Origin of the sequence: Teredinibacter franksiae, from assembly GCF_014218805.1 — a bacterium.
GTDB classification, from domain to species: Bacteria; Pseudomonadota; Gammaproteobacteria; order Pseudomonadales; family Cellvibrionaceae; genus Teredinibacter; species Teredinibacter franksiae.
On sequence record NZ_JACJUV010000001.1, the window covers coordinates 3,166,195 to 3,179,519 of the forward strand.

Annotated in this window: 11 protein-coding genes; 5 read left to right on the plus strand and 6 right to left on the minus strand. The window is 44.1% G+C overall.

Annotated features, from left to right (window positions below):
* Positions 1-2: 2 nt before the first annotated feature.
* From H5336_RS13385 to H5336_RS13410, 6 genes are all read right to left on the minus strand, one after another.
* Positions 3-1,271: a cytochrome-c peroxidase gene (locus H5336_RS13385; protein ID WP_185234781.1), complete on the minus strand. Its 1,269-nt coding sequence runs from the start codon at positions 1,269-1,271 to the stop codon at positions 3-5.
* Between the two features lie 38 nt (positions 1,272-1,309).
* Positions 1,310-1,762: a hypothetical protein gene (locus tag H5336_RS13390; protein WP_185234782.1), complete on the minus strand. Its 453-nt coding sequence runs from the start codon at positions 1,760-1,762 to the stop codon at positions 1,310-1,312.
* Between the two features lie 685 nt (positions 1,763-2,447).
* A complete protein-coding gene (locus H5336_RS13395) occupies positions 2,448-4,151 on the minus strand; it encodes a putative bifunctional diguanylate cyclase/phosphodiesterase (RefSeq protein WP_185234783.1) in 1,704 nt (567 codons plus the stop codon).
* A gap of 20 nt (positions 4,152-4,171) precedes the next feature.
* Positions 4,172-4,594: a response regulator gene (locus H5336_RS13400; RefSeq protein WP_185234784.1), complete on the minus strand. Its 423-nt coding sequence runs from the start codon at positions 4,592-4,594 to the stop codon at positions 4,172-4,174.
* Positions 4,581-6,200 (minus strand): sensor histidine kinase, encoded by a 1,620-nt coding sequence (locus H5336_RS23645; RefSeq protein ID WP_185234785.1) that lies wholly within the window; start codon positions 6,198-6,200, stop codon positions 4,581-4,583. The genes H5336_RS13400 and H5336_RS23645 overlap by 14 nt, the downstream gene beginning before the upstream one ends.
* Positions 6,190-7,440 carry an ABC transporter substrate-binding protein gene (locus H5336_RS13410; protein ID WP_185234786.1) on the minus strand — a complete coding sequence of 417 codons (1,251 nt, stop codon included), beginning with the start codon at positions 7,438-7,440 and terminating at the stop codon, positions 6,190-6,192. Before H5336_RS13410 ends, H5336_RS23645 begins: the two co-directional genes overlap by 11 nt.
* Before the next feature lie 236 nt (positions 7,441-7,676).
* Here H5336_RS13410 and H5336_RS13415 point away from each other — a divergent pair, with 236 nt between their 5' ends.
* The 5 genes from H5336_RS13415 to araA all read left to right on the plus strand — a co-directional run bounded on the left by H5336_RS13415 (position 7,677) and on the right by araA (position 13,306).
* A complete protein-coding gene (locus H5336_RS13415; protein WP_185234787.1) occupies positions 7,677-7,922 on the plus strand; it encodes a hypothetical protein in 246 nt (81 codons plus the stop codon).
* 457 nt (positions 7,923-8,379) lie between these two features.
* Positions 8,380-9,150, plus strand: coding sequence for an SDR family NAD(P)-dependent oxidoreductase (locus H5336_RS13420; protein ID WP_185234788.1), 771 nt, complete (start codon positions 8,380-8,382; stop codon positions 9,148-9,150).
* 264 nt (positions 9,151-9,414) lie between these two features.
* Positions 9,415-11,082, plus strand: a complete 1,668-nt coding sequence (locus H5336_RS13425; protein ID WP_185234789.1) for a ribulokinase — start codon at positions 9,415-9,417, stop codon at positions 11,080-11,082.
* Positions 11,079-11,771 carry an L-ribulose-5-phosphate 4-epimerase gene (locus tag H5336_RS13430; RefSeq protein ID WP_185234790.1) on the plus strand — a complete coding sequence of 231 codons (693 nt, stop codon included), beginning with the start codon at positions 11,079-11,081 and terminating at the stop codon, positions 11,769-11,771. The genes H5336_RS13425 and H5336_RS13430 overlap by 4 nt, the downstream gene beginning before the upstream one ends.
* A gap of 32 nt (positions 11,772-11,803) precedes the next feature.
* Positions 11,804-13,306 carry an L-arabinose isomerase gene (gene araA, locus H5336_RS13435; protein WP_185234791.1) on the plus strand — a complete coding sequence of 501 codons (1,503 nt, stop codon included), beginning with the start codon at positions 11,804-11,806 and terminating at the stop codon, positions 13,304-13,306.
* The last annotated feature ends 19 nt before the right edge of the window (positions 13,307-13,325 follow it).

The window sequence follows — 13,325 nt, forward strand, 5'->3', positions numbered from 1 at the left end:
AGTTACAATTTGGTGGGGGTGAGCCAGTGATCTTGCATGGCTAATGGAGCGGATAAAGTAGTTAAAAAGGCTTTGAGCTGCTTTAATTCATGAGGCCGTAATCGTAGCGGTTGAATGTCGATATGCTCATTTCCAATCGTTTTAGCTTTGTTATAGTAGGTTAATACTTCATCGAGACTTGAAAGATCGCCGCTATGCATGTAAGGCGCGGTGTCAGCGACATTTCTAAGCGTGGGCACTTTAAACGCGCCAATAAGTTCGCTACCTTCTTTTTTTGCGTACCGCAGTTCGTCACAGTTTTTTTCAACATAACCAGAAAAGCAGTTGAATTCGTCTTTAAGTGCGGTGTTTATACCGGCTATACGGCCGATTCTTCCCCTGCGTTTTTTGTCGAATACGGTTCTAATTCCCGTTGCTTGAAAATCAAAATTTGAAAACAGTGGTCCGTTATGGCAATTGATGCAGGTCGTTTTTTCTGAGTCTAAAAACAGTTTAAGGCCGTATATTTCTTCTGCTGTTAACTGCTCTTTTTGTTTTATGTTGTGCTCACGATTGCTTAGGCTATGTACGTACTTGTCGAATCTAGATAAACCAGGCTGAATGAGTTTTTGGTATTCGGCTATCGCTAAGCCAGTGTTGGCGAAAATGCGATTTATTTTTTTCCGGTCTTTTTCTGTCAATAAATACCAATTTTTTTGCCATTTAGTGTTCTCTCCCATCGGTGTTGCGTTAGCAGTCTTTTGCAGTTCCATACTGAATTCTGAAAACGTGCCGAAAAGAGTATAATATTGCGCTTTGTAGCGGGTGGTAACATGCTTGACTACAGCGAGACGATTTGTTCCGTGCTCTGTGTGATTTTCCAAAGGTTCAAGAGCCTGGGACCAAAGGCTGTCTTTTCTCCCATCCCAAAAAAACCATTGGCTGGAGCTTGCACCGATAAGTGTGGGGGTGTGAATTTTTGCAGTATGTTCGCCAGTGGAGCTCAACATTTTCCCGTCGGAAAAAAACCTGGTTGGCTGGTGACAGGTGGCACATGAAATGTCATGGTTTTCGCTTAAAGTAGCATCAAAAAATAGCTCTTTCCCCAGTTTCGCGAGCTTAGTATTAATGCCGTTTTCGTTGGCGTTTCTATCTAAGGCCAATGTGTTAAGTATGCGTAGTTCATCTTCACTCCATGTCGGTGATGATTCTATACGAAACTCCATAACACAAAAAACAAAAAAAATGATAAAGACCATGAAAATGGTCAAATAGATCTTTGTTCTATTCATTATTATTGATTGCCGAGAAAGTTTTTCAACTAACTGAGTTATTGATTTTTGTTGGCAGTGCTGTCGCATTCGACGTTGAATATATGCCTTATTGCCAGGGTGTTATTCGTGGTATCGCTAAGTATAAAATCGATAAACCATTCACCCTCCATCTGAAATTTCAGCCCGTGTATTAAGTAAGTATCTGGTGTTGTCAAACGCTCAACTATTGGTGTCGTGGGTAAGCCGTGTTTGTGCGCAATCATGCCTCCATCGATTGAGACGTCTACCCGTAAGTTAGGAGAGGGGCTAGTGTCGTGAACGATAACTTTCCAAGAATGCATCTTGTTGAATGGAATTCTGTCCGTTTGCGTATAGAGTTCAAGCCTATAAGATTCAGAGGCAATACCCACTTGGTGGTAGTTGTGGGCTAATTGTTGGGTGTTCGAGCTTAGTGTGGTTGTATTTAATAGCGTAACGATTATCAAAATGAGTAGGCGAAATAGTTTCATGGCGTATTCGTTATTGCGGCAATACCTGCCGGCTATGGGCCAGATTAATGATCTAGTTTAAAGTGGACGATCTCAAATAATTGGATTTGAATCAAAAGAATACGCGCGCTATTCAGATTGTTGCTTAGCCGCTATTTTTATTTTTGCGGAATATACCACGAATAATAATCGCAATGAACAGAGTTCTGTAATTGATGATTTCGCATATAGCGTAAGTTAATATTAATTACAGGTACTGTCATAAATTCTAAATAAAAAATGCTATAAATATGGAATGTTGTCATATATGTAGCACAATAAACATTATTATGACGCGGAAAGTAGAAAGCAATACGGTCCAATGCTTTTCGCCAAATTCGATATTTTTATTCGCGGTATGTGAATATGGCTTTAAATGCTTTGCGCATGACTTAGTTAAAAGATGGGATGCATACATGAATAAATATTTTGAGGTTAGTGCTACTTACGCAATAATATTTTATTGGTGGAATAAAGTTTGTATGTGGATGCGCAGTCCTTGGCTTGTTTTATGTTTGGTGAGTTTTGCTTGAGTGTTGTCAGTTGTCTACGTTATGTAGTGAATGTCTAGAATTCACCGAAAACGTCTATTGTTGGGTGTGCGACGGTGCAAAACCTAATGTCAAAATAATCTAGGCTTTAACTTCTTCTTAGTTAAGCAACTAGTTTAGGTCCCCTTGGTGAAATAGTTGCTAGTAATTTCTTTAGGTGAAATTGGCTTTGAAAAATAAAACCCCTGTAATTTATCTACGTTAAACGAATGGCACAGTTGTTTGTGGTATTCGGTCTCAACCCCTTCAGCGACTATGTTGAGTTTTAAGGCTTTTATCATCATGCAAAGCCCGTTCATTAAGGCGATTTCTTTTTCATTGCTATTATCTTTGGGTAATATTGATTTGTCGATTTTTACGGTGTCGATCGGAAAGTTGCGTAAGTGCGATATTGAAGAAAACCCAGTGCCAAAATCGTCCAGGGCTATTTTGCATCCCAGATCACTAATTTTATGTATATTTGCCGCAATCTCGGGTGAATTATCCAAAAAAGCCGTTTCTGTCAATTCAAATTGTATGTGTCTTGGGTCCAAGTCGTAATGAATTAGCTCCGCTTGTATGAAGTCAACCAGTTGCTCATCAACAAGTTGCTTTGGCGAAAGGTTTAGTGAAAGTTCTGGCTGTAGATTAGACAATCCGTGCCATTCGGCAATTTTTTTAAACGCTTCCTGTATCACCCACTTGCCAATCTCCCGAATAAGGTTGGTATCTTCTGCTACCGATATGAAGGTGTCTGGAGCTCTAATATTGGACTTGTACTCCCATCTGAGCAATGCCTCAACACCGGCCAGTTCGTATTGGTTGGCATAGAGTATTGGTTGGTAGACCAAAAAAAAGCTTTTATCTATAATGGACTCTCTAAGTTGCTGTTCTATCAGATAGCGTTTTGAAAATTGTTCTTGCATGTCGTGTTCGAAAAAGCAAATGAGATTTTTCCCTTGCTTTTTAGCTCTATACATTGCGATATCTGCTTGCTTGTATAGCTCCTGAGCGGTGTTTCCGTTATCTGGATGTATGGCGATACCAATACTGACGCTGGATGTCACTTTAACGCCTTCTATTTCGAAGGGCTTAACGAATATATTTTTGATTCGATTGACAATCGAATGAACATATTTTATCTCATCTATAGTGGGTATGATAATGCCAAATTCGTCCCCGCCAAGCCTGTAAAATAATTCATTCCCGCGCATGCAGCTTTTTACACGCGTTACGGTACGCTGTAGAAGTGCGTCACCAACATTATGGCCAAAAGTGTCGTTAACAAATTTAAAATTATCAATATCAAATAAAACCAAAGCTATTTTATGATGGGCTCTTTCGTTTGTTTGGATGGAGCTTTTCAAGGTCTCATCGAAAAGGTACCGATTCGCAAGGCCTGTGAGTGAGTCGCTCTCGGCTAATTGTTTAACTTTTTTGTAGCTTTGCCATAATTCTTTTTCGAGTTCGAATCTAGTGTGGGCGTGGGCAATGGCGCGCGATAGTCGAGCTTTTGTGATGTCGGACTTGGGTACAAAATCCTGAGCGCCAAAGCGTAAGCATTCTAGTGCTAGTTGTTCGTCTTCTGAGGTGCTCATCATAACGATGGCTACGCTGCCATCTTTTGGTAGGCATCTTAGTTCCTTTAGCATCTCAATGCCGTCTCGTCTAGGCATTTTGTAATCGAGCAGAACTATATCGAATGCATTGCTGTTGTATGCTTCTATACCTTTATCTACAGTGCTGGCTTCGGTAATTTGAATGGAGGGTTGAGATCGCTTGAGTATTCTTTTAACTCTTTCGCGATCGACCTCGTCATCGTCGACTAATAAAACGTTCATCTGCACTATTACTCAGTTATTTATTTTGGAAGATGCACTATTTTCCAATAGCCACCTAACACGTTAACAACATTGGTTACGCTAGATCCTGTTTCACATTTTAAAAAGTAGCCCGCTATATGCTGGTTGTATGCTTTTGTTATATCTTCGTCGGCCGAGGATGTTGTTAATACAAAAATTGTGCTGTCGTGTAACGTTTTATGTGATCTAATAGTTTCTAAAAATTCTATGCCATTCATTACTGGCATGTTGATATCTAAAAGGATGATGTAGGGCTTTTTTACTATGTCTTTTTCTAGGAAGTCCATCGCTTCCTTTCCGTGCTTCGCGCGGACTAGTGTGTTGGCAATTCTGTGTTTTTTAAGCGTGCGTTGAATGGACATTACATCTACATCATCGTCCTCAACGAGCAGTATCGTGATTGCATCTTCAGATTGCGCCATGGGTGTAATCCTTTAGTGTTGGCCAGATTGTTTTTATTGTTGTTCCGGTTCCGGCGTCTGATTCAATGAGTACCTTGCCGTCATAATTTTGCACCAATTTTTTTATTATGGCCAACCCCATTCCGCTGCCTTCTACTTCGTCACGAGGTTGAAGTGTTTGAAACATTTCAAATGCCTTTTCGTGTAAATTTTTTGCTATTCCAGGGCCGTCATCCGTTATAGAGATACAGTACGTGTCGTTGATGATGTCACAAGACACATGTATCTCACCTTGGCTTTCATGGTGATGCTTGATGGCGTTAGATATGCAGTTTCTAAGAACGATTTCTAATGGAACTTTGGGTAACGTTATCGTTTCGGGTACGCTCTTACAGTGAAGTTTAAAGTTTGAAGCGTTGTTAAGGGGCTCGAAAGCTTGTGTTACTATTTCGGTGAATGAAAAGGTTTCCACTTCGTAGTTAAATCGTCCAACCCTTGAATATTCAAGTAAGTCATCCAATAAGTATTGCATTCTTGTTGTTCTATCAGTAAGCAATCGCAGGTGTTTTTTTGATTCGGCTGGAAGTATTTCCTCGCAATCCTCCACAATCCATTCGGAAAGTTGGCTAATAGCTAGCAAAGGAGATTTTAGATCGTGAGAGGCGACATAGACGAATTGATTTAAATCTTCATTCGTTCTTACGAGCTGTTTGTTTAGGTTTCCTGTTTTAAGTCTCTCCTTCTGTATGATTTCTCCCGGTTCAATGAAAAGCTTTCTCCCGATAAAGTGAAATACCAATAAAAACGCTGCCATAAATAATGAAGATAGAAAAAGTGTTGTTATGGCTAGATTTTTCATCGATTCGTGGGTGTACGAAAGATCCAATTTTACAGAAATGAATGAATCGCCGTTACTTAAAGGCGAAATCTTGATTAATGACTTTCCGGTATTCGTGTGTGGGTTTCTATAGATAGTTTCTTTTTTGTGGCTAATTGCTAATTCAACGTTGTTGTTTATGGCCGTACTTTTTTTTAGTATACGATTAATGTCTATATCGACTTCCGATATAAGAGCTCCTTCCGAAAGACCGTTGTACAGTATTGGCACGATCAGCCCCAATATTAGTTTGGAATTATCCGAATGGTGAGCTTTAAAATAGAAATAGGAATCGATTTTTTCTGCGATAACTTCTGATATTCGTGCAGATGTTGATTCGTTAAGTGCTGAGAAGTCTTTGTCTTTCTGTGTGATAACGTTATTTATGTCTATAACGGCAAATGATGCATTTTTACCCACAAGCCTAATTTCGTTGAGTACATCATCCAGTGTTGGGTTGTATTCACCGCTGTTCATTACGCTGTTAATTATGATTGGGGATTTTGCGTGATCGGCTAGCGCGGCTATATGATTATCTATATAAATATTGAATAGGCTGGAGAATAAATTTAGTTCGATTTCGGCAAATTTATCATAAGAATTCAGCGTCGTTTTTTTAACGTTTATGTAGCCAATCGTTATTAAGGTGAATGCTAGGCTAAAAACTATAAACACTATGTATATTGAGAATATGCGTGATACGTTAAAGTGATCCGTTGGTGACACATTAGGGTCGTTTTTATTTGTCACTGGAGTTGCCGTTGTAGGTCCAAGAGTCAAGAGTAATATTGTATTTGCTATCAAAAAATCCCATTACATAGTCAGATATATTAAGTGCTTCATGAGCATCAGTATCATCTGGTCTAAATGGTCGAAAGGGATTTCGGTACTCTTTTATCAAACCTTGTATTGGATTTTTTAGGTCTTCGAGATGGTTTCGAGTTGAGCGTCTTATGGTATGAATAGAGTTTGTAACGGCGATGCTTTTTAGGGCCTCTATAAGCATTAATGTTAAGTCGTAAGCATGAATAAGCCCAGCTGATGTTTTTATGGCTTCTGGGTTCTCATATTCTGCATAGTTTTTTTTCAATTTTACAAGTATCGATTGTTGCATGGCGCTTAAGTTTTTCTGCGAGAATGAAAATTTGGTTTGCAAGAAAAACAAATCAATTTTTTTGAGTTCAGATAGTGGCATTAGTTCTTGAAATTTACCCCCAGTAATTCCCCAGTGGCTATATATGGGCAACCGAATATTTTTGCTTATTTGTGATATTGCCTTGGTTATATAGAAACCCTCGGTGACATTCGCAACTAAAAATACGGAGTCCGCTTCTGACGCTAAGCAGTTTTCAATAATACTGCCAGCTTCGCCGGACTTTAAGCCCCACCCAAACCTTTGGATAAGGGAAGGTTTAAGCCCTCTTTTTTTTAGGGCTTTGAGTATTGTCTTTTTGTTTGAATCGCCCCAACCAGTGTTTTCTAAAATTAAACAGGGGTGTTTGGCTTTTTTGTGGTCTATTGCGTAGCTGGTAATAACCTCGCCTGCTTTTGAATCATCTATGGAAAGTCGAAATATCCAATTTTCCGGATCTGGGTATCGAGTGATTGGGCCTGCGGCTGCCCAAGGGTCCAAAACAAGCACTTGATTCTTGTTGATAAAATCTCGGTTCGCTAGCAGTGGGGGGGAGTGTAATCCCGAAAATATCGCAATAGCTCTTTTGTCGTCGAGGTACGCTTGTATATGCTTTTTACTCCTTTTTGTGTTACCGCGATGGTCCATCCTTTTTGTAGACAGTGTTAGGTTGTTTACTTGGTAATTAATTCCCTTTAGCGCTGTATTAATTCCCCTTTCAATCGCTTGCGAAGATTCGAGGTTGTGGGAAAAGTCTGCGTCTATATAGATCGAGTATTCATCGGCAGATGCATAGACTTTGGTAGTTGCGATGAAAATCGATAGAAGGCAAAAATAGTAGGGTTGAAGTGCTTTCACTTATAAATGACCAGGAAAAGTAAGGTTATTACTCGTACAGCTTGCTAAGCCTTTTTTCACTCGCTTAAAGATAGTTCAAGGATTGCCCTCGTACAAATAAAACGGATATATGGGGGGCATTACCGCTATTGGGTATTAATGTTCAGTGAAATGTTAAAACCTTCAGGTACCTAAGATTTGAGTCCTTTCTCGAAGGCGAGAACGACCGATACGTTGAGTTTAATTGCGCTCATGCAATGGGAACGTCGACCGCGCGCAATCTAGGTGAGGTGCCCATTAGTTGTTTATTGGAAGTCATGGTGTTTAAAGGTCCTACCCGTTTAGGCTGGCAAGTAAGGGCGCTAAACAAACGTTTGGGCGTGGGCGATGAGGTGGTGTCGCCTAGGCTGGCTTTTTTGCGTCAGAATGCTCTCGCCGAGGTTCGCTGTATGCGCCAATGTAATACGCTTAACATTGATTTCGGTAAGCGCGGTGTTGTCTGAAATGCTTCATGATGTTTAAAAAAGTATCCAGCTAATAATAGTTGTCTGGGTTATTGGCAAGCTGGTGCCCACATATAAGCCTTCGGGTGTTGAGGTGGCCTCACAGCTATAGCGTGAGTGCGCTGTTAGTGAGGTGAGCGTATTAATGATGGTGGAGCACTCAAAGTTGAGGGGTTTTAGCCTATCACCGGGAATGCCAATACTCTGGGGAGGTTGAGGGTACCCCTATGTATGGCTAGCTCCTCGCTAGGGTCGGGTATGGTTATCGTGTATGTAAGTTGGTGCTAACCCTTGGTGCAAGTGCGTGGTGGTTTTTGCGCAAGTTATGTTACTGTAGTTCCGGCGAAGAAACAGATGAATGGGTTGCCTTAGCTGCATAAGCTTCCTGCAATCTCTACTTTTGGTTGCCCCGTCATGTGGGTACACTAAACGATAAAACTAATTTGGTGCAGAATTCGTGAACTTGACCAATGTCTACCCCAGCCTAGAAGGCAAGGTGGTATTGATAACCGGCGGAGCCTCCGGTATTGGCGCAAACATGGTGGAGGCTTTCTGTAGACAGAAGGCCAAGGTCGCATTTATTGATATTCTTGATGACTGCGCTGAGTGGTTAATCGAGCACACCACCGCCACTGAAAATTGCACAACTCCCCGTTACTACCACTGCGATCTACGCAATATTCGCCTGCTGCAAAAAACCATTGTGGAGGTTCAGGCTGAGCTAGGCCCTGTTAATGTCCTGCTAAACAACGCCGCCGATGACGATCGCCACGACTTCCGTACCGTAGATGTCGACTATTGGGATGAGCGTATTGCGGTAAATTTACGCCACCACTTCTTTGCCTCCCAGGCGGTTTACTCGGATATGAAAGAGATGGGCGGTGGTTCCATTATTAATTTGGGCTCCATGAGTTGGTATGCCACGCAAGGCGGTATGCCAGGCTACACCAGCTCTAAGGCCGCCATTGAAGGGCTCACCCGTGGTTTAGCTCGCGACATGGGGCCAGATAACATCCGTGTGAATACACTGGTTCCCGGCTGGGTAATGACTAAGCGTCAGCTCGAAGACCGCATAGATGACCGCGCGCGGAAAACTATCAGTGAGGCGCAGTGCTTAAAGCAGTTGGTGGTACCGGAGGATATTTCCGCCATGGCCCTGTTTCTGGCCTCTGACGACTCCCGCATGTGTACGTCCCAGCACTTTATCGTTGATGGTGGCTGGGTTTAGTACTCAGCTCCATTGAGGTGTCCACTAGTCTTTCTCTTGCCCCGCCGCATTTTTTAAGCCTTTGCAAACGTTGTAAGTGCTTGAAAGCTAAAGATGTATACTTGAATCAAACTTAGCCGATGCTATTAGTCCTATAGCGAAATTGGGCGCGGAAACATTTGACACTGCTCCAATCAGTCAGGGATTATATTATAATACAATATAATGGGTTGCCGGCTTCCTCGTTGTGGTCTGGTCGAATACCGTATCAGGTGGGTTTTCTCTATGACTTCATATGCATTAGGTCTGGACTACGGCAGCGATTCTGTTCGCTCGCTTCTAGTCGATGTTACAACTGGCGAAGAAGTGGCAACGCGAGTGGTCTACTACCCGCGATGGTCGAAGGGGTTGTATTGCGACCCGGCTGCGGATCAGTTTCGCCAGCATCCCCTCGATTACCTCGAAAGCCTGCAGCAGGTTGTGTCTGGTCTTTGGCGGGATGCCCCGGCCGGAGCCGCCGAAAAGGTTATAGGCATTAGTTTTGATACTACAGGTTCAACCCCGGTAGCCGTGGACGAAGAAGGTGTTGCGCTTGCGCTTAAGCCCGAGTTCGCTGAAAACCCGAATGCCATGTTCGTGCTCTGGAAAGATCACACCGCCGTGGCCGAAGCGGCTGAAATTACCGCTGCCGCCGAATCGGCTAGTGAAAATTATCTTAAGTACGAAGGTGGTATCTACTCCTCGGAATGGTACTGGGCCAAAGCGTTGCACGTATTGCGTGAAAGCACCGAAGTACGTGCGGCCACTTATTCCTTTGTAGAACACTGCGACTGGATGTCGGCCATCCTTACCGGCACAACTCACCCCAAAAGCTTCCGCATGGGCCGCTGCGCCGCAGGTCACAAGGTTATGTGGCACGAAAGCTGGGGCGGTTACCCACCTAATGAATTCTTTACCGGTATCGACCCATTACTGGACGGCCTGCGTGACACGCTGCCCGCCGATACCTTTAGTTCCGATCAAAAAGTTGGCGAACTCACCGCCGAATGGGCCGAGAAACTAGGGCTGCCCGTTGGAGTACCGGTTGGCTTTAGTGCCTTCGACTGTCATATGGGTGCCGTTGCGGCAAAAGTTAGCCCAGGCGTGCTCACCAAAATTATGGGCACCTCTACTTGCGATATTACTGTAGCCAGCTACGAAGACGTGGCCGATAAGTGCATAAAAGGCATTTGCGGTCAGGTGGATGGCTCTGTTGTCCCTGGAATGGTTGGGTTGGAAGCCGGGCAGAGTGCTTTCGGAGACCTTTATGCCTGGTACAAAAAATTACTTAGCTGGCCCGCTAAAAATATTATTGCCAATAGTCGCGCGCTGGATGATGCCACCAAAGAACAGCTACTGGCAGAACTCGACGACCAAATGCTTATTCAGTTAAGTGAGCAAGCAATTAAGCTTGCGCCCGGCGAAGCCGGTATTACCGCGCTAGACTGGGTTAACGGTCGCCGCACACCGGATGCCGATCAAACGGTGGCCATGGCCTTGGCCGGTTTAAAAATGGGCACCGACGCACCGCAAATCTTCCGTGGTTTAGTTGAAGCGACGGCGTTTGGTGCACGCGCTATTATTGAACGCTTCCGTGAGCAGGGTGTTGCGGTTAACTCGGTTGTAGCTATTGGCGGTATTTCGAAAAAATCCGATTTTGTTATGCAGGTCTGCGCGGATGTGTGGAACTGCAAAATCGAGGTGCTGGAGAGCGAGCAGAGTTGTGCTTTAGGCGCCGCTATTTTTGCCGCAACCGTTGGCGGTGCTTTCGCAACAGTCGCCGACGCGCAAGCCGTGATGGCTTCAAAAGTGTGTCAGTCTTATGAACCTAACGCAGAGCACGCGAGTGTTTACGATAGTCTGTACGCCCGTTATCAGAAGCTGGGCGGTTTTGTGAATGGAGGTTTGGCGTGAGCCGTTTTACCGAATTAAAGCGTGAAGTTTATGAAGCTAACATGGAGCTGCATACGCGCAACTTAGTGATTTACACCTGGGGCAATGTATCGCAAATAGATCGCGATGCTAGCGTTATCGCCATTAAGCCTTCCGGTGTACCTTACGAAGATTTAAAGCCCGAACACATTGTTATTGTGGATATGGAAAATACGATTGTTGAAGGTGATATGCGCCCGTCTTCCGATACCAAAACCCATACCCATTTGTATCGTCATTTTGAATCTATTGGTGGTGTAACGCATACCCACTCTAGCTATGCGACTGCGTGGGCGCAGGCGCAAATGGGCATTCCCTGCTTTGGCACTACCCATGCCGATTTTGCCTATGGCGAAGTGCCCTGCACGGCGGTGATGAGTGATGAGCAAATCCAGCGCGATTACGAAGAAGAAACCGGTGTGCAAATTACCGATGCCTTTGCGGTTATAAACCCCGAGGAAGTGCCGATGGTTATTGTTGCCGGTCATGCGCCTTTCACGTGGGGCAGTAATGCTGCCAAGTCCGTGTACCACGCCGTAGTATTGGAAGAAATGGCGAAGATGGCGTACTTAACAAAAACACTCGATCCTAGTCGTGCGCCATTAAAGCAAGCGATTATCGATAAACACTATATGCGCAAGCATGGAAAGAATGCGTACTACGGTCAGTAGACAGCGTTTGACCGATTTTTGAGAGGCTAGATATGAAGAATTTTGAAAACAAAACGGTTTGGTTTGTTACCGGTTCACAGCACCTGTACGGGCCAAAAACCCTGCAACAAGTGGCTGAAAACAGCCAGGAAATTGCGAATGGTTTAAGTTCCTCTTCGCTTTTGTCTGCGCAGATTGAAGCAAAAGGCATTGTTACAACACCCGAAGAAATTTTAAAAGTCTGTCAGCAGGCCAATAGCGATGATAATTGTGTTGGTTTAATTCTGTGGATGCATACTTTTTCACCCGCAAAAATGTGGATTGCCGGGTTAAGCGTATTAAATAAGCCCTACCTGCATTTACACACGCAGTTCGGTGCGGCTCTTCCCTGGGCTGACATTAATATGGATTACATGAACCTCAATCAGAGTGCTCACGGTGACCGAGAGTTTGGTCATATTGGCACACGCTTACGCCAAGAGCGCAAAGTGGTTGTGGGGCACTGGCAGAAAGAAACTGTACAGAAGCAAGTAGACGATTGGGTTCGCGCGGCTATGGGCCTAGCCGAAGCGCGCACCTTAAGAGTAGCCCGTTTTGGCGACAATATGCGCCAGGTGGCGGTAACAGAAGGCGATAAAGTTTCAGCACAAATTAAATTTGGTTTTGAAGTGCACGCCTATGGCCTTGGCGAATTAACTGAAGCGTGTGAGCAAGTGTCCGCTGAAGATATCGCTGCACAGATAGAATTGTATAAGCAAGATTACGATATTGAGGCCGCCGTATTCTCCAACGCGCATCAACTGGAAATGCTGCAAAACGAAGCGCGCCTAGAATTGGCCATGGAGCGCTTTATGCAAGACAAAGGCTGCATGGCGTTTACCAACTGCTTTGAAAACCTTACCGGTTTAAGCGGTCTGCCCGGCTTGGCCACGCAGCGTTTAATGAGTAAAGGTTACGGATACGGAGGTGAAGGTGACTGGAAAACAGCCGCCATGAACCGTATCGTAAAAGTGATGAGCAAGGGCCAGGAAGGCGGTACGTCCTTTATGGAAGACTACACTTACGACTTTGGCTCTCCCGATCAGGTATTGGGTGCCCACATGCTTGAGGTTTGCCCTTCTATTGCAGCGGCAAGACCTACTGTGGAAGTGCAGCGTCACACCATTGGTGTTAAAAAAGACATTGCTCGTCTGCTGTTTACCGGCAAAGCGGGTTATGCCATGAATATTTCGCTTATCGATTTGGGTACGCGTTTCCGCATGGTTGTTAATGAAGTAGATACCGTAGAGCCACCGGCAGAATTACCTAACCTGCCTGTTGCGAAAGCGCTGTGGCAGCCACGCCCCAACTTAGAAATAGCGGCGGCCGCCTGGATTCATTCCGGTGCTGCGCACCACAGCGTGTACACGCAAGGCATTACCTTGGAGCAGTTAGCGGATTTCGTAGAGATGGCCGATGTGGAAATGGTTCTGATTGGTACCGATACCACTATTCCAGAGCTGAAGAAGGAGCTTCGATTTAATGCCGTGTATTACCATTTGAATGGCGGTATTTAATCTTTCTATGGTTACCTAC

Bases quoted from the DNA above. Each gene is read 5' to 3' on its own strand.
- H5336_RS13395 (WP_185234783.1), bottom strand. From the start codon at position 4,151: ATGAACGTTTTATTAGTCGACGATGACGAGGTCGATCGCGAAAGAGTT.
- H5336_RS13390 (WP_185234782.1), bottom strand. From the start codon at position 1,762: ATGAAACTATTTCGCCTACTCATTTTGATAATCGTTACGCTATTAAAT.
- H5336_RS13400 (WP_185234784.1), bottom strand. From the start codon at position 4,594: ATGGCGCAATCTGAAGATGCAATCACGATACTGCTCGTTGAGGACGAT.
- H5336_RS13415 (WP_185234787.1), top strand. From the start codon at position 7,677: ATGGGAACGTCGACCGCGCGCAATCTAGGTGAGGTGCCCATTAGTTGT.
- H5336_RS13425 (WP_185234789.1), top strand. From the start codon at position 9,415: ATGACTTCATATGCATTAGGTCTGGACTACGGCAGCGATTCTGTTCGC.
- H5336_RS13385 (WP_185234781.1), bottom strand. From the start codon at position 1,271: ATGAATAGAACAAAGATCTATTTGACCATTTTCATGGTCTTTATCATT.
- araA (WP_185234791.1), top strand. From the start codon at position 11,804: ATGAAGAATTTTGAAAACAAAACGGTTTGGTTTGTTACCGGTTCACAG.